General features: G+C 68.6%; 21 protein-coding genes. All 21 read left to right on the forward strand.

Features of this window, described 5'->3' with window-relative positions:
- The first annotated feature begins 43 nt into the window (after positions 1–43).
- The 21 genes from pyrR to KIT89_RS03190 are packed head-to-tail and all read left to right on the forward strand — an operon-like array spanning position 44 to position 21,545.
- A complete protein-coding gene (gene pyrR / locus KIT89_RS03090; protein ID WP_297603085.1) occupies positions 44–574 on the forward strand; it encodes a bifunctional pyr operon transcriptional regulator/uracil phosphoribosyltransferase PyrR in 531 nt (176 codons plus the stop codon).
- Positions 571–1,524 carry an aspartate carbamoyltransferase catalytic subunit gene (locus KIT89_RS03095; protein WP_297603086.1) on the forward strand — a complete coding sequence of 318 codons (954 nt, stop codon included), beginning with the start codon at positions 571–573 and terminating at the stop codon, positions 1,522–1,524. The genes pyrR and KIT89_RS03095 overlap by 4 nt, the downstream gene beginning before the upstream one ends.
- The gene (locus KIT89_RS03100) at positions 1,521–2,852 is read left to right on the forward strand and encodes a dihydroorotase (protein WP_297603087.1); all 1,332 of its coding nucleotides are present in this window, start codon (positions 1,521–1,523) and stop codon (positions 2,850–2,852) included. Before KIT89_RS03095 ends, KIT89_RS03100 begins: the two co-directional genes overlap by 4 nt.
- On the forward strand, positions 2,845–3,360 hold the full coding sequence (locus KIT89_RS03105) for a hypothetical protein (RefSeq protein ID WP_297603088.1): 516 nt from the start codon (positions 2,845–2,847) through the stop codon (positions 3,358–3,360). Before KIT89_RS03100 ends, KIT89_RS03105 begins: the two co-directional genes overlap by 8 nt.
- Positions 3,357–4,499: a glutamine-hydrolyzing carbamoyl-phosphate synthase small subunit gene (carA, locus tag KIT89_RS03110; protein WP_297603089.1), complete on the forward strand. Its 1,143-nt coding sequence runs from the start codon at positions 3,357–3,359 to the stop codon at positions 4,497–4,499. Before KIT89_RS03105 ends, carA begins: the two co-directional genes overlap by 4 nt.
- Positions 4,499–7,792: a carbamoyl-phosphate synthase large subunit gene (carB, locus tag KIT89_RS03115; protein WP_297603090.1), complete on the forward strand. Its 3,294-nt coding sequence runs from the start codon at positions 4,499–4,501 to the stop codon at positions 7,790–7,792. Before carA ends, carB begins: the two co-directional genes overlap by 1 nt.
- Positions 7,789–8,616 carry an orotidine-5'-phosphate decarboxylase gene (gene pyrF / locus KIT89_RS03120; protein ID WP_297603092.1) on the forward strand — a complete coding sequence of 276 codons (828 nt, stop codon included), beginning with the start codon at positions 7,789–7,791 and terminating at the stop codon, positions 8,614–8,616. The genes carB and pyrF overlap by 4 nt, the downstream gene beginning before the upstream one ends.
- On the forward strand, positions 8,613–9,596 hold the full coding sequence (gene gmk, locus KIT89_RS03125; RefSeq protein WP_297603094.1) for a guanylate kinase: 984 nt from the start codon (positions 8,613–8,615) through the stop codon (positions 9,594–9,596). The genes pyrF and gmk overlap by 4 nt, the downstream gene beginning before the upstream one ends.
- On the forward strand, positions 9,589–9,846 hold the full coding sequence (gene rpoZ / locus KIT89_RS03130; RefSeq protein WP_297603095.1) for a DNA-directed RNA polymerase subunit omega: 258 nt from the start codon (positions 9,589–9,591) through the stop codon (positions 9,844–9,846). The genes gmk and rpoZ overlap by 8 nt, the downstream gene beginning before the upstream one ends.
- A gap of 44 nt (positions 9,847–9,890) precedes the next feature.
- Positions 9,891–11,069 (forward strand): bifunctional phosphopantothenoylcysteine decarboxylase/phosphopantothenate--cysteine ligase CoaBC, encoded by a 1,179-nt coding sequence (gene coaBC / locus KIT89_RS03135; RefSeq protein WP_297603890.1) that lies wholly within the window; start codon positions 9,891–9,893, stop codon positions 11,067–11,069.
- Positions 11,070–11,089: 20 nt separating this feature from the next.
- Positions 11,090–12,283, forward strand: coding sequence for a methionine adenosyltransferase (gene metK / locus KIT89_RS03140; protein WP_297603096.1), 1,194 nt, complete (start codon positions 11,090–11,092; stop codon positions 12,281–12,283).
- A 2-nt stretch (positions 12,284–12,285) separates the two neighbouring features.
- Complete coding sequence (locus KIT89_RS03145) at positions 12,286–14,325, forward strand: primosomal protein N' (protein WP_297603098.1); 2,040 nt, start codon at positions 12,286–12,288, stop codon at positions 14,323–14,325.
- Between the two features lie 17 nt (positions 14,326–14,342).
- Positions 14,343–15,260 (forward strand): methionyl-tRNA formyltransferase, encoded by a 918-nt coding sequence (gene fmt / locus KIT89_RS03150; protein WP_297603891.1) that lies wholly within the window; start codon positions 14,343–14,345, stop codon positions 15,258–15,260.
- Positions 15,257–16,627 carry a transcription antitermination factor NusB gene (locus KIT89_RS03155; protein ID WP_297603099.1) on the forward strand — a complete coding sequence of 457 codons (1,371 nt, stop codon included), beginning with the start codon at positions 15,257–15,259 and terminating at the stop codon, positions 16,625–16,627. The genes fmt and KIT89_RS03155 overlap by 4 nt, the downstream gene beginning before the upstream one ends.
- 21 nt (positions 16,628–16,648) lie before the next feature.
- The gene (gene rpe, locus KIT89_RS03160) at positions 16,649–17,314 is read left to right on the forward strand and encodes a ribulose-phosphate 3-epimerase (RefSeq protein ID WP_297603101.1); all 666 of its coding nucleotides are present in this window, start codon (positions 16,649–16,651) and stop codon (positions 17,312–17,314) included.
- 30 nt (positions 17,315–17,344) lie between these two features.
- Positions 17,345–17,713: an FKBP-type peptidyl-prolyl cis-trans isomerase gene (locus tag KIT89_RS03165; RefSeq protein WP_297603102.1), complete on the forward strand. Its 369-nt coding sequence runs from the start codon at positions 17,345–17,347 to the stop codon at positions 17,711–17,713.
- 40 nt (positions 17,714–17,753) lie between these two features.
- Positions 17,754–18,017, forward strand: a complete 264-nt coding sequence (locus KIT89_RS03170; protein WP_297603103.1) for a phosphoribosyl-ATP diphosphatase — start codon at positions 17,754–17,756, stop codon at positions 18,015–18,017.
- 57 nt (positions 18,018–18,074) lie between these two features.
- Positions 18,075–18,914: an ATP phosphoribosyltransferase gene (gene hisG / locus KIT89_RS03175; RefSeq protein ID WP_297603104.1), complete on the forward strand. Its 840-nt coding sequence runs from the start codon at positions 18,075–18,077 to the stop codon at positions 18,912–18,914.
- Positions 18,914–19,675, forward strand: a complete 762-nt coding sequence (gene hisF / locus KIT89_RS03180; RefSeq protein ID WP_297603105.1) for an imidazole glycerol phosphate synthase subunit HisF — start codon at positions 18,914–18,916, stop codon at positions 19,673–19,675. Before hisG ends, hisF begins: the two co-directional genes overlap by 1 nt.
- Positions 19,672–20,028 (forward strand): phosphoribosyl-AMP cyclohydrolase, encoded by a 357-nt coding sequence (hisI, locus tag KIT89_RS03185; protein WP_297603107.1) that lies wholly within the window; start codon positions 19,672–19,674, stop codon positions 20,026–20,028. Before hisF ends, hisI begins: the two co-directional genes overlap by 4 nt.
- Positions 20,025–21,545, forward strand: coding sequence for an anthranilate synthase component I (locus KIT89_RS03190; RefSeq protein WP_297603108.1), 1,521 nt, complete (start codon positions 20,025–20,027; stop codon positions 21,543–21,545). The genes hisI and KIT89_RS03190 overlap by 4 nt, the downstream gene beginning before the upstream one ends.

A 21,545-nucleotide genomic window follows, 5' to 3' on the forward strand; every position in this document is an offset into this window, starting at 1 on the left:
CGTCCTTTAAGCACCGTCCTGTGAGGCGGGGAAGGAGGTCAGAGTGAGTGCACGCACGGTGCTGCACGACGCTGACATTGCGCGCATTCTGCGACGCATCGCCCACGAAGTGCTCGAGAGCCGTCGGGGCGATGGGCGCATCGTCTTTCTCGGTATCCCTACCCGCGGTGCCACGATCGCTCAGCGCATCCACCGCATCGTCGACGAGATCGAGCCCGGTGTCTCGAGTGTCGGATCACTCGACATCACGCTCTACCGTGACGACCTCGCGCGCACGCCGACGCGCACTCCGGCACCCACCCGCATGCCCGAGGGCGGCATCGATGACGCCATCGTGGTGCTCGTCGACGACGTGCTGTACTCGGGCCGCACGATTCGGGCTGCCCTCGACGCGCTCGTCGACCATGGGCGGCCGCGCGCCGTGCGACTGGCCGTCGTCATCGACCGCGGGCATCGCGAGCTGCCGATTCGCGCCGACTTCGTCGGCAAGAACCTGCCGTCTGCGACGAGCGAGCGTGTCTCAGTGCGACTCGTCGAGATTGATGGGGTCGATGAGGTGACGATCGAGCCATGAAGCACCTGCTGAGCACGCGCGACCTCGACCGCGACACCGCGGTGGGCATTCTCGACGTGGCCGAAGACATGGCCCAGACCGCTGACCGCGAGGTTCGCAAGCTGCCGCCCCTGCGGGGCAAGACGGTCGTCAACCTGTTCTTCGAAGACTCGACGCGCACGCGCTTGTCGTTCGAGTCAGCGGCCAAGAGGCTCAGCGCAGATGTCATCACCTTCAGCGCCAAGGGGTCGAGTGTCTCGAAGGGCGAGAGCCTCAAAGACACCGCGCAGACCCTGGCGGCGATGGGAGCAGATGCGATCGTGGTGCGGCACGCAGAGTCGGGAGCCGCGCACCTTCTCGCCCACGCCGGGTGGATCGACGCGGCGATCATCAATGCGGGCGACGGCACGCATGAGCACCCGACGCAAGCACTGCTCGACGCCTACACGATGCGCAAGCGAGTCTTCGGCGACGCGTCACGAGGCCGCGACCTCGCGGGGCTCAGGGTCGTCATCGTGGGCGACATTCTGCACTCGCGCGTGGCCAGGTCGAATGTGTGGCTGCTCTCGACGCTCGGCGCCGATGTCGCCCTGGTGGCGCCGCGCACGCTACTGCCGCACGGGGTCGAGCATTGGCCGACGACCGTGCACGAGCACCTCGACGACGCACTCGCGGTGCCTGCCGACGCCGTCATGATGCTGCGCATCCAGAGTGAGCGCATGACCGGGGGCTACTTTCCGTCGACGCGCGAGTACGCGCGCGAGTGGGGTCTCACCGCCGAGCGGTTCGCCCAGTTGGGGCCGGATACGATGGTGATGCACCCTGGGCCGATGAACCGCGGCCTCGAGATCTCTACCGCCGCCGCCGACTCTGAGAGGTCGACGGTGCTCGATCAAGTCACGAACGGGGTGTCGATACGCATGGCAGTGCTCTACCTGCTGGTCGCCAGTGCTGAGGGGGCCGAGCGATGAGCCGGCTTCTCGTGCGCGGGGCATCACTGCTCGGCGATCACGTCGACGACCTTCGCATCCGCGATGGTGTGATCATCGCGCGCGGCCCCTTGACCGCTGAAGTCGGCGAGCGGGTGATCGATGCCGAAGGCCTCATAGCGCTGCCTGGCCTCGTCGACCTTCACACTCACCTTCGCGAACCCGGCGGCGAAGCGAGCGAGACCGTGCTCTCGGGCACGCGGGCGGCCGCCGCGGGGGGATTCACCGCTGTGCACGCCATGGCCAACACCACTCCCGTCGCCGACACCGCCGGAGTGGTCGAGCAGGTCGAGCGGCTCGGAGTGCGTCACGGCTATGCCACGGTGCGCCCCATCGGTGCGGTCACCGTCGGGCTGGCCGGCGCGCAGCTGGCCGAGATCGGGGCGATGGCGAGATCGTCGGCCCGCGTGCGAGTCTTCAGCGACGACGGCATGTGCGTGCATGATCCGCTCATTATGCGGCGCGCGCTCGAATACGTGGCGACGTTCGACGGCGTCATCGCTCAGCACGCGCAAGAACCCCGGCTCACCGAGGGGGCGCAGATGAACGAAGGGCACCTCTCGGGCGAGCTCGGGCTGGCGGGGTGGCCAGCGGTGGCTGAAGAGTCGATCATCGCGCGCGATGTTCTGCTCGCTGAGCATGTTCGTGCCCGACTCCACGTGTGCCACGTCTCGACGGCGGGCTCTGTCGACGTGGTGCGCTGGGCCAAAGCCCGGGGCATCGCCGTGACGGCGGAGGTCACTCCGCATCACCTGCTGCTCACCGAAGAGCTCGTGCGAGGCTATGACGCGCGATTCAAGGTCAACCCGCCGTTGCGTCGAGACGACGATGTGCACGCTCTGCGCGAGGGCCTCGCCGACGGAACGATCGACATCGTCGCCACCGATCACGCACCTCACCCGGCTGAGGCGAAAGAGTGCACGTGGGCCGAAGCGGCCTTCGGCATGGTCGGCCTCGAGTCTGCGCTCAGCGTGGTGCAGCTCGCCATGGTGCAATCGCAGAGCTTCGCCTGGGCAGACGTCGCCCGGGTGCTCTCGACGACTCCTGCCGCGATCGGCCGGCTCGAGGGCTATGGCGCCCCCCTCGAGGTGGGCAGCCCCGCGCACCTGACGCTCGTCGACCCCTCGGCCGAGCGCACCTGGAGCACTGACGACCTGCGGGGTCGCAGCACCAACACGCCGTACTCGGGCCGTGATCTTCCGGGCAGGGTCGTGCACACGATCTACGGGGGAGTGCAGACCGTGATCGACGGGCAGCTCGTCGAGCCTGACGCGGTGGCCGCGAGGCACGCGGAGGTCTCTCATGGATAGGGTCTGGCCCACGCTCGTGATCATCGCCGTGCTCGGTGCCGTCATCGCGCTCATGGCGATGGGGTGGCGGGCGCGCCGTCGACGGCAGTCAGCGGTCTCGCGGCCTCAGGCTGTGCCCGATGCGCTCGGGCCCGCGGCGCTGAGCATCGACGGGTACTACGTCGCCACGACGCCGTCTGGCGAGCCGCTCGAGCGCATCGCGGTGCACGGTCTCGGCTTCAGATCTCGCACGACGGTGTCGGTGCACGACGAGGGACTCGTGATCGCACTGCGCGGTGCCGCGACGGTGCACGTGCCGACCCGTGACCTGCGCGGAGTCGGTCAGGCCACCTGGGCGATCGATCGGGTCGTCGAGAAAGACGGCTTGGTGGTCGTGATGTGGATGCTCGGCTCGATGCTCGTCGACTCATACTTTCGCGTGACCGACCGTGCTGAGGCGACCGCCCTGATCGCTGCCGTCGCCGACCTTGTCTCTCTCGCCGAACCCCGTGAAGGAATCGCCTCGTGACCATCTCCACCGCCGTACTGGTTCTCGAAGACGGCACCCGCTTTGTCGGGCGCCGCTATGGCGCTGCAGGGCGCACTCTCGGTGAAGCGGTCTTCGCCACCGGCATGAGCGGCTACCAAGAGACGCTCACCGACCCGAGCTACGCGGGCCAGATCGTCGTCATGACGGCCCCGCACATCGGCATCACCGGCATGAACGACGTCGACCCCGAATCGCGCCGCATCTGGGTCGAGGGGTTCGTCGTGCGCGACCCTGCCCGCATCGTGTCGAACCACCGTGCCACCCGCAGTCTCGACGACGACCTCGAGTCGAACGGCGTGGTGGGCATCAGCGGCATCGACACCCGCGCCCTGACTCGTCGCATCAGAGAGGGGGGCGCCCTGCGCGCCGGCATCTTCTCGGGTGCTGATGCCGAGCTGAGTGCCGACGAGCAGCTGTCAATCGTGCGCGACTCGGCCGTCATGACCGGGCGCAACCTGTCGGCCGACGTCTCTGTCTCGACGACGAGAGTCGCGCCGGCGGTGGGCGAGAGCATCGGCACCCTGGCCGTGATCGACCTCGGCATCAAAGAATCGACGGTGCGGCACCTCGCCGAGCGTGGCTTCGACGTGCACGTCATGCCCCAGTCGACGACGGTCGATGAGCTGCTCGCGATCGAGCCCGTCGCCGTCTTCTACTCGAACGGCCCCGGCGACCCGGCGGCGAGCGAGGCCCATGTCGAGCTTCTGCGGGCCGTGCTGCGAGCAGGGCTGCCCTTCTTCGGCATCTGCTTCGGCAACCAGCTGCTCGGCCGCGCCCTGGGGTTCGGCACCTTCAAGCTGCCCTATGGCCACCGCGGCATCAACCAGCCCGTGCTCGACAAAGAGACAGGACGCATCGAGATCACCGCACACAATCACGGGTTCGCCGTCGACGCCCCCGTCGAGGGTATCGTCGACAGCCCCGCGGGCTTCGGTCGGGTCGAGGTGAGCCACGTCGGCCTCAACGACCAGGTCGTCGAAGGGCTCCGCGCTCTCGACATTCCCGCGTTCTCGGTGCAGTACCACCCCGAGGCGGCGGCGGGCCCGCACGACTCCACCTACCTGTTCGACCGGTTCAGAGACCTTGTCGTCGCTCAGACCCAGAAGGGCGATGCCTGATGCCCAAGCGCGACGACATCACCAGTGTGCTGGTCATCGGCTCAGGGCCGATCGTCATCGGCCAGGCGGCCGAATTCGACTATTCGGGAACACAGGCGTGCCGCGTGCTGCGCGCGGAGGGCATCCGGGTCATTCTCGTCAATTCGAACCCCGCCACGATCATGACCGACCCCGATTTCGCTGACGCGACCTACATCGAGCCCATCACGCCCGCCGTGATCGAAGCGATCATCGCGAAAGAGAAGCCGGATGCCGTGCTGCCGACCCTCGGAGGCCAGACGGCGCTCAACGCGGCCATCGCGCTGCACGAGCAGGGCATTCTCGCGAAGTACGACGTCGAACTCATCGGCGCATCGTTCGATTCCATCCACAAGGCAGAAGACCGGCAGCTGTTCAAGCAGCTCGTGCTCGACGCAGGAGCCGACGTGGCCCGCAGCCACATCGCGCACACGGTGGCCGAAGCCGTCGACTTCGCCGAAGACCTCGGCTACCCCCTCGTGATTCGCCCCTCGTTCACGATGGGGGGGCTCGGCTCGGGGTTCGCGCACGATCGCGAGCAGCTCGTCAGAATGGTGACAGACGGTCTGCACCAGTCGCCGACCACCGAGGTGCTGCTCGAAGAGTCGATTCTCGGCTGGAAAGAGTACGAGCTCGAGCTCATGCGCGACAAGGCAGACAACACCGTGGTGGTCTGCTCGATCGAGAACGTCGACCCCGTCGGCGTGCACACGGGCGACTCGATCACGGTGGCCCCTGCCCTGACCCTCACCGATCGCGAGTATCAGAACCTGCGCGACATCGGCATTCGCATCATCCGCGACGTGGGCGTCGACACCGGAGGCTGCAACGTGCAGTTCGCGGTCGACCCCGCCACAGGTCGGGTCATCGTCATCGAGATGAACCCGCGAGTGTCGCGATCGAGCGCTCTCGCCTCGAAGGCCACGGGCTTTCCGATCGCGAAGATCGCGGCGAAGCTCGCGATCGGCTACCGGCTCGACGAGATTCCGAACGACATCACCCGGGTGACGCCCGCGAGCTTCGAGCCGACGCTCGACTACGTCGTCGTGAAGGTGCCGCGATTCGCGTTCGAGAAGTTTCCGGGTGCCGACTCTGAGCTGACGACGACCATGAAGTCTGTCGGCGAGGCGATGGCGATCGGCCGCAACTACTCGACGGCGCTGCAGAAGGCGCTGCGCAGTCTTGAGAAGCGCGGCAGCAGCTTCCACTGGCAGGGCGAACCCGGTGACAAGACCGAGTTGGTGGCTCTCGCCTCGACGCCCACCGACGGCCGCATCGTGACCGTGCAGCAGGCGCTGCGCGCGGGGGCGACGATCGACGAGCTGTTCGTCGCCACCGGCATCGACCCCTGGTTTCTCGACCAGATCGCTCTGATCAACGAGGTTGCTCACGAGATCTCGGCGGCGAGTGCGCTCACGGCAGACGTGCTGCGCCACGCGAAAGACCACGGCTTCAGCGACGCGCAGATCGGACAGCTGCGCGGGCTCGATGAGGCCGCCGTGCGAGCGCAGCGCTGGTCGGGGGGAGTGCGACCGGTGTTCAAGACGGTCGACACCTGCGCAGGAGAGTTTCCGGCGCTCACGCCGTACCACTACTCGAGCTATGACGACGAGACCGAGGTCGCGGCGAGCGATGCGCGCAAGGTCGTCATTCTGGGCTCGGGGCCCAACCGCATCGGCCAGGGAATCGAGTTCGACTACAGCTGCGTGCACGCGAGTTTCGCCCTGCGCGACGCGGGTCTCGAGACCATCATGATCAACTGCAACCCCGAGACGGTGTCGACCGACTACGACACGAGCGACCGCCTGTACTTCGAGCCGCTGACGCTCGAAGACGTGCTCGAGGTCATCCACGCAGAGTCGCAGTCTGGCGAGGTGCTCGGCGTGATCGTGCAGCTCGGCGGGCAGACCGCCCTCGGTCTGGCCCACGGTCTCGAGCAGGCGGGGGTGCCCATTCTCGGCACGAGCCCGAGCGCCATCGACCTCGCCGAAGAGCGCGGCCTGTTCTCAGACATCTTGAGCGCGGCTGGCCTGCGAGCTCCCCGCAACGGCACTGCCATCGACGTCGGAAGCGCCGTCGAGGTCGCCGAAGGCATTGGCTACCCCGTGCTCGTGCGACCCAGTTTCGTGCTGGGCGGTCGCGGCATGGAGATCGTCTACGACAGCCCGTCTCTCGTCGACTACTTCGATCGCGTGCGCGATCAGGCGATCATCGGCCCCGGCCAGCCCCTGCTCGTCGACCGCTTCCTCGACGACGCGGTCGAGATCGACGTCGACGCTCTCTACGACGGCGAGCGCCTCTATGTGGGCGGCGTCATGGAGCACATCGAAGAGGCGGGCGTTCACTCGGGAGACTCGGCGTGCACGCTGCCCCCGGTGACTCTGGGGCGCGACGTCATCAACCGGGTGCGAGAGGCCACCGAGAGCATCGCAGCCGGCATCGGAGTTCGGGGCCTCATCAACGTGCAGTTCGCGATCGGTGCTGGCGTGCTTTACGTGCTCGAGGCGAACCCGCGCGCTTCGCGCACTGTGCCCTTCGTGTCGAAGGCGCTCGGCATTCCGCTCGCCAAGGCGGCCTCGCTCATCATGGTCGGCCACAGCATCGACGCGCTCATCGCTGAGGGGCTCTTGCCCGAGCACGACGGGTCGCGCGTGCCGATCGATGCGCCCGTCTCGGTGAAAGAGGCTGTGCTGCCGTTCAAGCGGTTCCGCACGCGCGAGGGCGTCATCGTCGATTCGGTGCTCGGGCCCGAGATGCGCTCGACCGGAGAGGTCATGGGAATCGACCGCGATTTTCCGCGAGCGTTCGCGAAGAGTCAGGATGCCGCCTACGGCGGACTGCCCCAGAGCGGCGTGGTGTTCGTCTCGGTCGCCGACCGCGACAAGCGCAGCATCGTGCTGCCCGTGCTGCGTCTCAGCCAGCTCGGGTTCGAGATCTGGGCGACGGGCGGAACCGCCGAAGTGCTGTCGCGCTACGGCATCGCCGCGCGTCAGGTTCGCAAGCACGGCGACGCTCCGGCCGCTGAGGGCGACGACCCGTCGATCGTCGATCTCATCAACGCCGGTGAGGTCGATGTCGTCATCAACACACCGAGCGGCCGCACTGCGCGCGCCGACGGTGCCGAGATTCGCACGGCCACCGTGGCTGCCGACAAGCCCTTGTTCACGACGATCGCCCAGGTCGGGGCCGCTGTCGCCTCGCTCGATTTCGCCGATCAGCCGCTCACCGTGACGAGCCTGCAAGATTACGCGCTCGAGCGCGCGGGGCGCGCATGACCCACTTCGGTGACCGGCTTCGCTCTGTGGTGGATGCCCACGGCAGGTTGTGCTTGGGCATCGACCCGCACGACTCGCTGCTGCTGCAGTGGGGGCTCGAGGTCGACGCCGCCGGAGCCCGCGAGCTGTCGCTGCGGGCACTGGAGGCGGCGCACGGCCGAGTCGGCATCGTGAAGCCGCAGGTGGCGTTCTTCGAGCGCTTCGGCGCAGCCGGCTACACCGTGCTCGAAGAGGTCATCCGCACGGCGCGTGGTGAGGGACTGCTGGTGATTGCCGACGTGAAGCGCGGCGATATCGGATCGACGGCGGCGGCCTATGGTGAGGCCTGGCTCTCGCCGAGCTCGCCGCTCGAGGCAGACGCGATGACGGCCGTCGCCTACCAGGGTCTCGGGTCTCTCGACCCGGTCATCGAGCTGGCCATCGAGCACGGCAAGGGCGTGTTCGTGCTCACCGCCACCTCGAACCCCGAGGGGCGGGGCGTGCAGCAATCGGTGGGCGACTCGGGGCGCTCGGTGGCGGGCCAGTTGGCGCGAGACGTCGCCGTGCGCAACGCGAGTGCGCGAGGGTGGGGTTCTCTCGGCGTCGTGATCGGCGCCACCGAGCCGATCGCATCGAGCGGCATCGACCCCGTTCTTCTGCAGCACACTCCCGTTCTCGGCCCCGGATTCGGGCATCAGGGAACCCGCCTCGCGCAGCTGCGCGATGTCTACGGGGTCGCCGAGAGCTCGGTGATTCCGACCGTCACCCGCAGTGTGCTCTCGGCCGGGCCCGACGGCGTCGCGGCCGCTCTCGACGCCCACCGATCAGAACTCGAGTCAGCATGAGCACGCCGATGCCCGAGGTCGACAGAGTCGCGGCGTCTCGGGCCGCGGTGGCGGCGCGCCGAGCTCGCGCTGCCGTGAAGCAGGCCGTCAGCACGGGGGCCCGCAGCGCGAGTGATGTCGCCGAGAGCTCCTGGCGAGACGCGACCGGCCCCGAGGCCGGCCTGCGCGTCGCCGAACTGCTCGGCGCCCTGCGGGGCTTCGGGCCCGCTCGGGTCTCGCAGCTGCTCGAACGCCTGCAGATCGCTCCGGTCAAGAAGCTCGGAGGGCTCGGGGTCAAGCAGCGCGGTCGACTGCTCGAATGGCTTCACGAGCATGAATCGGTGGTGCGACGTGGGCGCCTCATCGTGCTCGCAGGCCCCACGGCGGTCGGCAAGGGAACCGTGTCGTCGTACATTCGCGACCACCATCCGACCGTGCTGCTGAGCGTGTCGGCCACGACTCGCGCACCGAGGCCGGGCGAGCGCGACGGCGTGCACTACTACTTCGTCGACGACAGCCGATTCGACGAGATGATCGCCAACGGAGAGCTGCTCGAGTGGGCCGTCGTCCACAACGCCTCGCGGTACGGCACCCCGAAGGCTCCCGTGGTCGCGGCGCTCGACGAGGGCCGAAGCGTGCTGCTCGAGATCGACCTGCAGGGCGCGCGTCGAGTGCGCGCGACCATGCCGGAGGCCGTTCTGGTGTTTCTGCTGCCGCCGAGCTGGGAAGAACTGGTGCGTCGCTTGACCGGTCGCGGCACCGAATCGGCAGAAGAGCAGGCCCGCAGACTCGCGACGGCCCGGGTCGAGCTCGCCGCCCAAGACGAGTTCGACGAACTCATCGTCAATGACGATGTGAGCCGTGCCGCTCAAGAGGTCGTAGACTTGCTCGCAGTGCCCAGCGGTGCAGCGCGCGTCACAGAGCGCGCCGGCTCGGGTGCGATGACCCGCCCCGCGGTCACGAACCGACGGGCAGAACGAGAGCGAGACACTCATGGCTGACAAGAATTCCGGCATCATCGAACCGCCGATCGACGAACTGCTGTCGAAGGTCGACTCGAAGTACGAGCTCGTCATCTTCGCCTCGAAGCGCGCTCGTCAGATCAACGACTACTACGCAGACCTGCACGAAGGCAGCCTGTTCGACAACGTCGGGCCCCTCGTCGACTCGACGGTCGACGACAAGCCCCTGTCGGTAGCGCTGCACGAGATCAACGACGACAAGCTCGTTCTCACCCGCGTGACCGACTGACGGCGACCTGCATGACCTCGATCGACGGTGAGCTCGCGCCTCGCCTGACGGTCGTCGTCGGCATCACCGGAGGCATCGCCGCCTACAAGGCGGTCGGCGTCGTGCGCGGTCTCGTGCTGCACGGTCATGACGTGCACGTCGTCGCCACCGAGGCTGCGCTGCGCTTCGTCGGCCGGCCCACGCTCGAGGCGATCAGCCGCAACACCGTGCACACCGATCTCTACGACGGCGTCGCAGAAGTGCGGCACGTCGCGCTCGGCCAGCGCGCCGACCTCATCGTGGTCGCCCCGGCGACCGCCCACACCATCGCCTCGCTCGCGGCGGGCCTCGCCGGCGACCTGCTCGGCACGACCGTGCTCGCGAGCAGAGCTCCCCTCGTGGTCGCTCCGGCGATGCACACCGAGATGTGGACCCATGCCTCGACGGTCGCCAACGTGGCCACCCTGCGGTCGCGCGGAGTCGTCGTCGTCGGCCCCGCCAGCGGCCAGCTCACCGGTGACGACACCGGTCAAGGTCGCATGGCAGAGGCAGATGAGATCATCGCGCACGCTCTCGCCGCCGCGGGGCCGAAAGACCTTCGCGGTCGGCGGTTCGTGGTGTCGGCGGGAGGAACCCGCGAACCGATCGACCCGGTGCGCTTCATCGGCAATCGCTCGAGCGGACGCCAGGGAGTAGCCCTCGCCTCGGCGGCCGCCGAACGCGGGGCGAGCGTCGTGCTCGTGGCCGCTCATCTCGACGTCGAGGTGCCATCGACGGTCACGCTCGTCGAGGTGCAGACCGCAGCAGAGCTCCACTCGGCCATGGTCGAGCATGCGGGCCAGGCCGACACCGTCATCATGGCGGCCGCCGTCGCCGACTTCAGGCCTGCCGAGGTCGCCGAGGCGAAGATCAAGAAGACTGTCGAGACGACCGGTCTCGTCCTCGAGCTCGAGCGCACACCTGATGTGCTCGCGGGGCTCAGCGAGCACCGTCGACCTGGCCAGCGCATCATCGGCTTCGCCGCCGAGACCGAGCGTGATGACGAGGCGATGCTGCGCGTCGCGGGCGAGAAGGCGCGCCGAAAGGGCGTCGACCTGCTCGTCGTCAATCGAGTCGGGTGGAACGAAGGCTTCGGCGCGACGACCAACAGCGTCATCATGGTCGACGGTGACGGTAGCGTGGTGAGTCGAGCCGAGGGCGACAAGGTGTCAGTGGCCCACCGTATTCTCGATCTTCTCCGCTGACCCTGACAGGAACACTTGCGATGACCGCGCTGCGACTCTTCACCTCTGAATCAGTGACGGAAGGGCATCCAGACAAGATCTGCGACCAGGTCTCTGACAGCATCCTCGATGCGCTGCTCACCGTCGACCCGCACAGCCGCGTGGCCGTCGAGACCCTCGTGACGACCGGTCTCGTGCACGTCGCCGGAGAAGTCACCACGAGCGGCTACGTCGATATTCCCGGCATCGTGCGCAAGCGCATCACCGATATCGGCTACACCTCGAGCGACGTCTGGTTCGACGGCCGGTCATGCGGCGTCTCGATCTCGATCGGTGAGCAGTCTCCTGACATCGCCACGGGGGTCGACTCGGCGTTCGAGACGCGCGAAGGGGGCTCGGTCGATCTCGACGATGTGCAGGGCGCCGGCGACCAGGGCATCATGTTCGGCTACGCGACGAACGAGACGGCCGCACTCATGCCCCTGCCGATCTGGCTGGCGCATCGCCTGGCAGAGCGCCTCGCCGAGGTTCGCAAGAGCGGAGTGCTCGACTATCTGGCGCCCGACGGCAAGACGCAGGTCACCATCGGCTACGAGGGCTCTGTGCCCCGCACGGTCGAGACGGTCGTGCTCTCGACCCAGCACAGTCCCTCTGTGACGACCGAGCAGCTGAGGCTCGAGGTCGAGCGAGACGTCATCGTTCCGGTGCTCGAGGCCGCGGGGTTCGATGCATCCGCCCCCCGAGTGCTCATCAATCCGACAGGCAGGTTCGAGGTCGGGGGGCCGCACGGCGATGCCGGTCTCACCGGCCGCAAGATCATCGTCGACACCTACGGCGGGGCTGCGCGACACGGCGGCGGCGCCTTCAGCGGCAAAGACCCGTCGAAGGTCGATCGCTCGGCGGCCTATGCGATGCGGTGGGTCGCGAAGAACGCGGTGGCCGCAGGGCTCGCCGATCGGCTCGAGGTGCAAGTCGCCTACGCGATCGGCACCGCCGCACCCGTGGGGCTGTACGTCGAAACCTTCGGCACGGCCCACGTCGACGAGCAGCGCATCATCGACGCGATCAGATCGGTGTTCGATCTGCGACCAGGAGCGATCGTGCGAGAGCTCGACCTCTTGCGCCCGATCTACTCGGCGACGAGCACCTACGGGCACTTCGGCCGTGAGCATGGAGACTTCACGTGGGAGCGACTCGATCGAGTCGACGCCCTGCGCTCGGAGGTCGGGCTGTAGTCGTGGCCGCAGCGCGCATCGCCCGCGTTCTGCTCGAGTCGCCCCTGCCGCAGCTCGATCGACTCTTCGACTATCAGGTTCCCGATCGGTTGAGCGACGTCGCCCTCCCCGGGGTTCGGGTCATCGTTCCTCTGCGCTCGGCGGGCAGGCAGGCCAAGGGCCTCATCATCGAGATCGTCGACGCGGTCGACTACACAGGCGTGCTCAGCGAGATCGACGAGGTCGTGTCACCGGTCGCCGTGCTCTCGCCCGATATCTGGCGGCTCATCAGGCGCGCCAGTGATCGCGCAGCCGGTGTGGCGAGCGACATCGTGCGGCTCGCCGTGCCGCCCAGACACGTGCGCATCGAGAAGGCGTGGATGGCGCGGCGCGAAGACTCCGCCGCAGCGACGGCGATGCTCGACGAGCGGCGTCCGACTGCTCCGCTGATCGAGGAGTACGACCCCGAGCGCATCGCATCGCTGCTGTCGGCAGACGCCGAGCTCGAGGGCGCCGACTCGAGTCGCCGAGCGGCACTCAGCGCGGTGCCCCACCCGGTCGAGGTGCGTGAGGGAGTGTGGGTCTCGAGCGCCATGAGAACGCTCGCCGACCTCGCCATCGCCACGCTCGCCACCGGTCGATCGGCGATCGTGAGCGTTCCCGACTACCGTGACCTCGACCAGCTCGAGGTCTGTCTCGAGTCGAGCGTCTCCGCCGACGACATCGCTCGACTCGATGCGAAGCAGCCTGCCGCCGACCGGTACCGAGCATTCTTGCGCGCGCTCGACGAGCGCCCGGTGATCGTCATCGGCAACCGCTCGGCATTGCTGGCCCCTGCCGCTGCGCTGGGTCTCATCGCCGTCTGGGACGACGGCGATTCGCTGCACGTCGAGCCGCGAGCCCCCGGTATCCACAGCCGTGACCTCGCGCTGCTGCGGCAAGAAGACACCGGCTGCTCGCTCGTCTTCGCCGCGCACGCGCGCAGCACCGAGGTGCAGCGCCTGGTCGAGCTCGGCTGGTTGACGGTCGTCGAACCGACGGGCCGGTGGCGGCGTCGCATCACGCCCACGGCACAGGCGGCCGTGGCGCACGAGGCCGCAGCCGCACGCATTCCCTCGTCGGCATGGAAGACGGCGGCAGACGCTCTCGAGCGCGGCCCGGTGCTCGTGCAGGTGGCGAGGCCCGGCTTCGCTCCTCGCATCGCCTGCGTCGACTGCGGCGAGACACCGCGATGCCAGCAGTGCAGCGGCCCCCTGTCGGTTGCTCGCGCGCACGCGGCACCCTCGTGCCGGTGGTGCGGAGTGCTCGCGCTCGACTGGTCGTGCCGCTCGTGCGGGGCGCAGCGCTGGAGGTCGGTCGGGCGCGGGTCGGCCCGCACCGCCGACGAACTAGGGCGGGCCTTTCCTGGTGCGCGCGTGGTGGTCTCCGATGGTGCGACTCCAAAGTCGAGCGCGCCCTCTGGCCGAACGCTCGTCGTCGCGACGCGCGGCGCCGAGCCGATCGTGCCGGGCGGCTATCGCGCCGTGCTGCTGCTCGACGGCGAGGGCATGCTCGCCCGCGAGAGCCTGCGCGTGGTCGAAGACTGCGTTCGCTGGTGGAGCAACGCCGCAGCCTTGGCCGCGCCCGACGCCCCGGTCGTGCTCGTCGGCGTCGGCGGGGCCGTGGCCACCGCCCTCGCGACCGGTCACCCCGAGCGGGTGAGCGCGGCAGAGCTCGCCGACCGTCGGGCCCTGCGGTTTCCGCCGGCGGTGCGCGTGGCCGCCATCGCGGGCACGCCCGCCGCCGTGGCCTCCGCCATCGAGGCGGTCGCGGCGCTCGACGGCGTCGACGTGCTCGGCCCGATCGAGCTCGAGGTGGGTCGAGTGCGCGCCATCGTGCGGTTCGACTACGCGAGGGGTCACGACGTCGCCACCCAGCTCAAGGCCGAGCTCGTGCGCGGGGCGACCGCCCGGGTGCCCCGGGTGCCGGGTGCACCGCCGCGGCGCCGCGTGCCCGCCCTGCGCGTGCGCTTCGACGACGCCGAGCCCTTCGATGACCCGGGCGTGGGTCGAGCATCCGATTGAATAGAGCCATGCCCGCTCTGCGACTCGTCATCGCCGGCAGCCCTCAGGCCGCCGTGCCGACGCTCGCCGCACTCGCCGCGAGCGACCACACTATCGAGTGCGTCATCACCCGCCCGCCGACGCCGCAGGGTCGCAAGAGGCTGCTCACCCCGACCCCGGTCGCCGACGAGGCAGCTCGACTGGGCCTGCCCGTGCTCGAAGCGCGTCGAGTGAGCGACCTCGACGACGAGCTGCTGCCGCTCGACGTCGACCTGGGCGTCATCGTCGCCTACGGATCACTGGTGCGCCCGCCGCTGCTCACCTGGCCCCGATTGGGCTGGATCAATCTGCACTTCTCGCTGCTGCCGCGCTGGCGAGGGGCTGCCCCGGTGCAGCACGCCGTGATCGCGGGCGACGCGCAGACCGGTGCAACCGTCTTCCAGCTCACCGAAGGGCTCGACGAGGGCGACATCTTCGCCACGATCACGACCCCGATCGGTGCCCACCGCACTGCCGGATCGCTGCTCGACGAGTTGAGCGAATCTGGGGCGGCGCTCGTGCGTGCGGTGGTCGACTCGCTCGCCGCCGGCACAGCGCACGCACGACCGCAGCGCGGAGACGTGACGCTCGCACCGAAACTCGGTCGCGACGACGCCCGGCTGCGGTGGAACGAGCCGGCCGAGGCAGTGCACGCTCGACTGCGCGGCGTCACGCCAGAGCCCGGGGCCTTCACGCACTGGGGTGATCAGGTGATCAAAGTGCTCGAGGCGGCGATCGCACGAGACGCCGCTGCGCTGCGCGCGGCCGAGGTGCGCCGCGAGGGAGCTCGTGTGCTCGTCGGCACCGCCACCGAGCCTCTCGAACTGCTGCGGGTGCAGCCCGCGGGCAAGCAGGCGATGTCGGCGGCCGACTGGGTGCGCGGCCTGCCGGCAGACCGCGTCGTGGTGTTCGCGTGACGCGGCGGCCCGCCGTCACACCTCGCGAAGTGGCACTCGACGTGCTGCGCGCCGTGTCGACCGACGACGCCTACGCGAACCTTCTGCTGCCGACACGGCTCCGGCGGGCCCGGCTGCACGGTCAGGAGGCGGCGTTCACCACCGAGCTCACCTACGGCACTCTGCGGCGACGGGGATACTACGATCTCGTGATCGCCGCGGCGGCAGGGCGAGACCTCGCCGCGATCGACCCGGTCGCCCTCGATGTGCTGAGGCTGGGCGCGCACCAGCTTCTCGGCATGGCCACGGCGGCGCACGCGGCCGTCTCTGAGACGGTGGGGCTGACGAAGTGGATGGGGGCCGCGAGGGCGACGGGTTTCGTCAACGCAGTGCTGCGCACCATCTCGCAGGCAGACGAGTCGACGTGGACCACTCGACTGCTCGACGGCGTCACCGACCCGGTCGAGCGGCTCGCTCTCGAGTTCGCGCACCCCGGCTGGGTCGTGCGTGCCGTGCGCGACGCGCTGCACCGTGAGGGGCGGGCGCACGAGCTGCAGCAGGTGCTCGCCGCCAACAATGCTGCGCCGCGCGTGATGCTCGTCGCGCTGCCCGGCCTGGCCGACCCCGAGGCTCTCGGTGAGGTGTCGCTCTTCGCGCCCACGGCGGTACCGTCGGCCGCGGGCGACCCCGCCGGCCACCCGCTCGTCGCGCAGGGGCGCGCACGGGTGCAAGACGAGGGCTCGCAGCTCGCCGCGCTCGCGCTCAGCCGATGCCGTCCGATCGTCGAGGGCGAGCGCTGGCTCGACCTGTGCGCTGGCCCAGGAGGCAAGGCGGCTCTGCTGGCCGCCGAGGCGAAGCTCGGGGGCGCCACGCTCGTCGCCAACGAGATCGTGCCGGCTCGTTCTCGCCTCGTACGGTCGGCGCTGCATGCCGTCGACCGCGCCGTCGAGGTGCGCACGAGCGACGGTCGTGAGTTCGGCGAGCGTGAGCCTGCCGCGTTCGACCGCATCCTGATCGATGCGCCCTGCACAGGGCTGGGCGCACTGCGACGACGGCCCGAAGCGCGGTGGCGCAAGACCGAGGGCGATGTCGGCCCTCTCGTGCAGCTGCAGACCGAGCTGCTGCGCAGCGCTCTCGCGGCGCTCGCACCCGGGGGAGTGCTGGCCTATGTCACGTGCTCACCGCACGTCGCCGAGACGACGGGGGTGGTGGATGCTGTGCTCACCGAGCGGCAGGGCGAGGTCGTGCCACTCGATGCTCGAGAGGTGCTGCGTCGCGTGGCACGCACAGAGATCGACCTTGCCGAGCTCGACAACGGTGCCGCGCAGCTGTGGCCCCATCGTCATGGCACTGACGCCATGTTCGTGCAGCTGCTCACCCGCCGGTGACCCGGTCGCTACGCTGGCGAGGTGACCGTGCGCATCAACCCGAGCATTCTCTCGGCCGATTTCGTCAATCTTCAACGAGACGTCGAGCGCATCGCGTCGGCAGATCTGGTGCACGTCGATGTGATGGACAACCATTTCGTGCCGAACCTGACGTTCGGGCCGCAGATGGTCGGTCGCCTGCAGGCGATCTCACCGGTGCCGCTTGATGTGCATCTCATGATCGCTGATGCCGACCGCTGGGCGCCGGGCTACGCCGAGCTCGGTGCGTTCTCGGTGACCTTCCACGCCGAGGCCGCGGCCGATGTCGTGACGACCGCTCGTGCCCTGCGCGAGCGCGGCAGTCGGGCGGGCCTCGCTGTCAAGCCGGGCACCGCGATCGAGCCGTACCTCGAGCTGCTCGGCGAGTTCGATCAAGTGCTGGTCATGACCGTCGAGCCGGGCTTCGGTGGCCAATCGTTCATGCCAGAGACCATGCCCAAGCTGCGGGCGCTGCGCGCGGCCGTCGACGCGCACGCACTCGACGTCTGGCTGCAGGTCGACGGAGGAGTCACGCTCGACACCATCGGCATCGCGGCCGAGGCCGGTGCCGACACGTTCGTCGCAGGCTCGGCGGTCTACGGTCGCGACAGCGTCGAGAACGCGATCGCCGAGCTGCGTGCGGCGGCGCAGGCTGCCCACGCGCACTGAGCGCGCCCGCGATTCTGGTTGGATAGTGGCATGAGCCAGAACACGAAGCCCGAGATCGACTTCTTCGAGGGCCCGGCGCCGACCGAGCTCGTCATCACCGACCTCGTCGTCGGCACAGGGGCCGAGGCCACCGCCGGCGCCACTGTCGACGTGCACTACGTCGGAGTCGAGTTCGAGACCGGCGAAGAGTTCGATGCATCGTGGAACCGCGGGTCATCGATCAACTTTCCGCTCGGCAGCCTCATCGCAGGCTGGCAGAAGGGCATTCCGGGCATGAAGGTGGGCGGCCGTCGACAGCTCGTCTGCCCCCCTCATCTGGCCTACGGCCCCGCAGGCGGCGGGCATCGGCTCTCAGGAAAGACGCTCGTCTTCGTCATCGACCTGCTCGGCGTCTCCTGACCAGACGGAGTGCACGGTGCAGGGCCGGTACCCTGGGCCGGTGAAGACTTTTGACGAGCTGTTCGCTGAGCTGAGCGAGAAAGCGCGCTCGCGCCCAGAAGGGTCTGGCACCGTCGCGCAGCTGGATGCGGGCATCCACGCCATCGGCAAGAAGATCGTCGAAGAAGCCGCCGAAGTCTGGATGGCGGCCGAATACGAGAGCGACGACTCGACCGCCGAAGAGGTGTCGCAACTGCTCTACCACCTGCAGGTGCTGCTCGTCGCGAAGGGCCTCACGCTCGACGATGTGTACAAGCACCTCTAGACCGCACTGCTGAAGATCACGGCTCGTCACTCGCGCCCCCCTCATGAAGAGAACACCATGCTGAGAATCGCCGTACCGAACAAGGGCTCGCTCGCCGAGACCGCCGTCGAGATGCTCGTCGAAGCGGGATACGCCGGGCGGCGCGACCCGCGCGCGCTGACCGTCGCTGATCCGCGCAACGGCGTCGAGTTCTTCTACCTGCGACCGAGAGACATCGCGACCTACGTCGGTTCAGGCGCCCTCGATGTCGGCATCACCGGGCGCGACCTCCTGCTCGACTCAGGGTCAGCGGCCATCGAGATACAGTCGCTCGACTTCGGGCACTCGACCTTCCGGTTCGCCGCACCCCCCGGCAGCGTCGCGCAGCTCAGCGACCTCGCGGGCATGAGGGTCGCCACGAGCTATCCGGGGCTGGTCGAGGCCTTTCTCGAACGGCACGGTGTCGTCGCCGAGCTCATCAGGCTCGACGGTGCCGTCGAATCGGCCGTGCGGCTCGGAGTCGCCGACGCCGTCGCCGACGTCGTCTCGACAGGGTCGACCCTTCGCGCGCAGGGCCTCGAGATCGTCGGGCCGGTGATTCTCGACTCCGCAGCAGTGCTGATCAGTGCGCAACCAGAGCGGGCGGGCATCTCGACGCTGCAGCGCCGGCTGCAGGGCGTGCTCGTGGCCCGGCAGTACGTGCTCATCGACTACGACCTGCCGCGCGAGCTGCTCGAGCGGGCGCAGGCGATCACGCCGGGTCTCGAATCGCCGACGGTGTCGCCGCTGGCCGACGGCAGTTGGGTCGCCGTGCGGGCGATGGTGCCGCGCGACGAGACGAATCACGTGATGGATGCGCTCTACGACCTCGGTGCGCGAGCCATTCTGGTCAGTTCGATCCACGCCGCTCGCATCTGATGTCTGTCGCCGTTCGGGTCATCCCGTGTCTCGACGTCGCCGCGGGCCGCGTCGTGAAGGGTGTCAACTTTCTCGATCTGCGAGACGAAGGTGATCCGATCGAGCTCGCCCGCACCTACTACGAGCAGGGTGCCGATGAGATCACCTTTCTCGACGTCAAGGCGACGGTTGACAACCGCGAGACGATGTTCGACCTCGTGCGCTCCACTGCAGAGCAGGTGTTCATTCCGCTCACCGTCGGGGGCGGAGTGCGAACGGTCGACGACGTGGCCAGGCTTCTCGCGCACGGCGCAGACAAGATCGGCGTCAACAGCGCCGCGATCGCGCGGCCGTCGCTCATCGACGAGATCGCCGATCGTTTCGGTGCGCAAGTGTGCGTGCTCTCGCTCGATGTCACACGAGATGCCGACTCGCCGAGCGGCTTCGTGGTCACGACGCACGGGGGGCGCGAACGCACGAGCCTCGACGCGATCGCCTGGGCACTCGAATCGATCGAGCGGGGTGCGGGCGAACTGCTCGTCAACTCGATCGACGCCGACGGTACGAAGAACGGTTTCGACCTTGAACTGATCTCGGCGATCGCCGACGTGGCCACGGTGCCGGTCATCGCCTCGGGCGGCGCCGGGTCGCGAGAGCACTTCGCCCCCGCAGTGCAGGCTGGTGCCCACGCTGTTCTTGCGGCGAGCGTGTTCCACCGGGCAGAGCTCACGGTCGGCGACGTGAAGGCCGCGTTGCGAGCAGAAGGAGTGATGGTGCGATGAACGATGCAGCAGACGTCGTGTCGCGAGTGCGCTTCGACGACGCGGGACTCATTCCCGCCGTCATCCAGCAGCACGACTCGGGCGAGGTGCTCATGGTGGGCTGGATGGACGCTGAGGCGGTGCGCCGCACGCTCAGCGAGGGGCGAGTGACGTTCTGGAGCCGTTCGCGCCAGCAGTACTGGCGAAAGGGCGACACGAGCGGCCACGTGCAGTACGTTCGCGGCGCCGCCCTCGACTGCGACGGCGACACACTGCTCGTGCAGGTCGAGCAGGTGGGTGTCGCATGCCACACAGGCGCCCGGTCTTGCTTCGATGTCGACCCCCTGCTGCCGACGATCGGGGCCGCATCATGACTGACACGACACGCGACGAGTTCGATGCCCACGTGCGTGAGGCGCGAGTCGTGCCCGTCATCCGCACGATGTTCGCCGACGCACTGACCCCCGTCGCCCTCTATCGGTCGCTCGCCGCGGGTCGGGCCGGCACGTTCCTGCTCGAGTCTGCCGAGCAGGGCGGAATCTGGTCTCGATACTCGTTCGTGGGGGTCGGATCATTCGGCGTGCTCACCGAGCACGATGGTGCAGCGGTCTGGTTGGCAGAGTCGATCGATGCCGAGCGGGCGTTCGGCGGCGACATGCCGGCCTCGTCGCTCGCCGCACTCGACGCTCTCTACGCGCGGTGGCGTTCTCCTGACAACCCCGCTCACCCTCCGCTCACCGGGGGTCTCGTCGGCTTCATCGGCTGGGATGCCGTGCGCCAGGTCGAGCACCTGCCAGACGCCCCGCCGAACGACTTCGACTGCCCTGAGCTGGGCATGACCTTCGTGAGCGAGCTCGTGGTCATGGATCACCGTCAGGGCACGGTCTCGCTCGTCGTGAGCGTGCTGGCCGACGGGGTCGACGATGACGACGCGATGTGGGCCGATGCCCACCGCCGCCTGGATGAGCTCGAAGCAGCCTTGCGCGCTCCAGCGGAGCCCGACATCGCGCGCATCGACCTCGAGGCCTCGCCGAACGCCGTGCATCGGTCGACACCGACCGAGTACCTCGACGCCGTCGCTCGATCGAAAGACTTCATTCGCGACGGCGACGTCTTTCAGGTGGTGATCGCTCAGCGGTTCGACCACGAGCTCACGGCGAGCCCGCTCGATGTCTATCGCGTCTTGCGCGCACTGAACCCCTCGCCGTACATGTATGCGCTCGCTCTCGAGACGGCCACCGGCAAGCCTTTCGCGATCGTCGGCTCGTCTCCAGAGGCGCTCGTCAAGGTGACGAAGGGGCGCGCCCACATGCACCCCATCGCGGGCTCACGGCCGCGCGGCGACACGCCCGAGCACGACGGCGAGCTCGCCGAAGAGCTGCTCGCCGACCGCAAAGAGCAGGCAGAGCATCTCATGCTCGTCGACCTCGGTCGCAACGACCTGTCGAAGGTGTGCCGGGCCGGCACCGTCGAGGTCACCGAGTTCATGCAGGTGGAGCGGTTCAGCCACATCATGCACCTCGTCTCGAGCGTCGAGGGCGATCTGCGCGATGACGCGACGCCCATCGACGTCTTCAGGGCGACGTTTCCGGCCGGCACTCTGAGCGGCGCCCCCAAGCCGCGAGCGCTGCAGATCATCGACGAGCTCGAGCCGGCCCGCCGCGGGGTCTACGGCGGGGTCGTGGGGTACTTCGGCTTCTCGGGCGACCTCGATCTGGCGATCGCCATCCGCACCGCCTTCCTGGCCGATGGTGTGGCCCGCGTGCAGGCGGGTGCCGGACTTGTCGCCGACTCGGTCGCCGAGACAGAGTTTCACGAGACCTTGTCGAAGGCGGCGGCGCCGCTGCGCGCCGTGGCGATCGCGAACGCGCTGGCGAAAGACCGCTCGTGA

It is taken from the genome of Microcella sp., assembly GCF_025808395.1.
GTDB lineage: Bacteria > Actinomycetota > Actinomycetes > Actinomycetales > Microbacteriaceae > Microcella.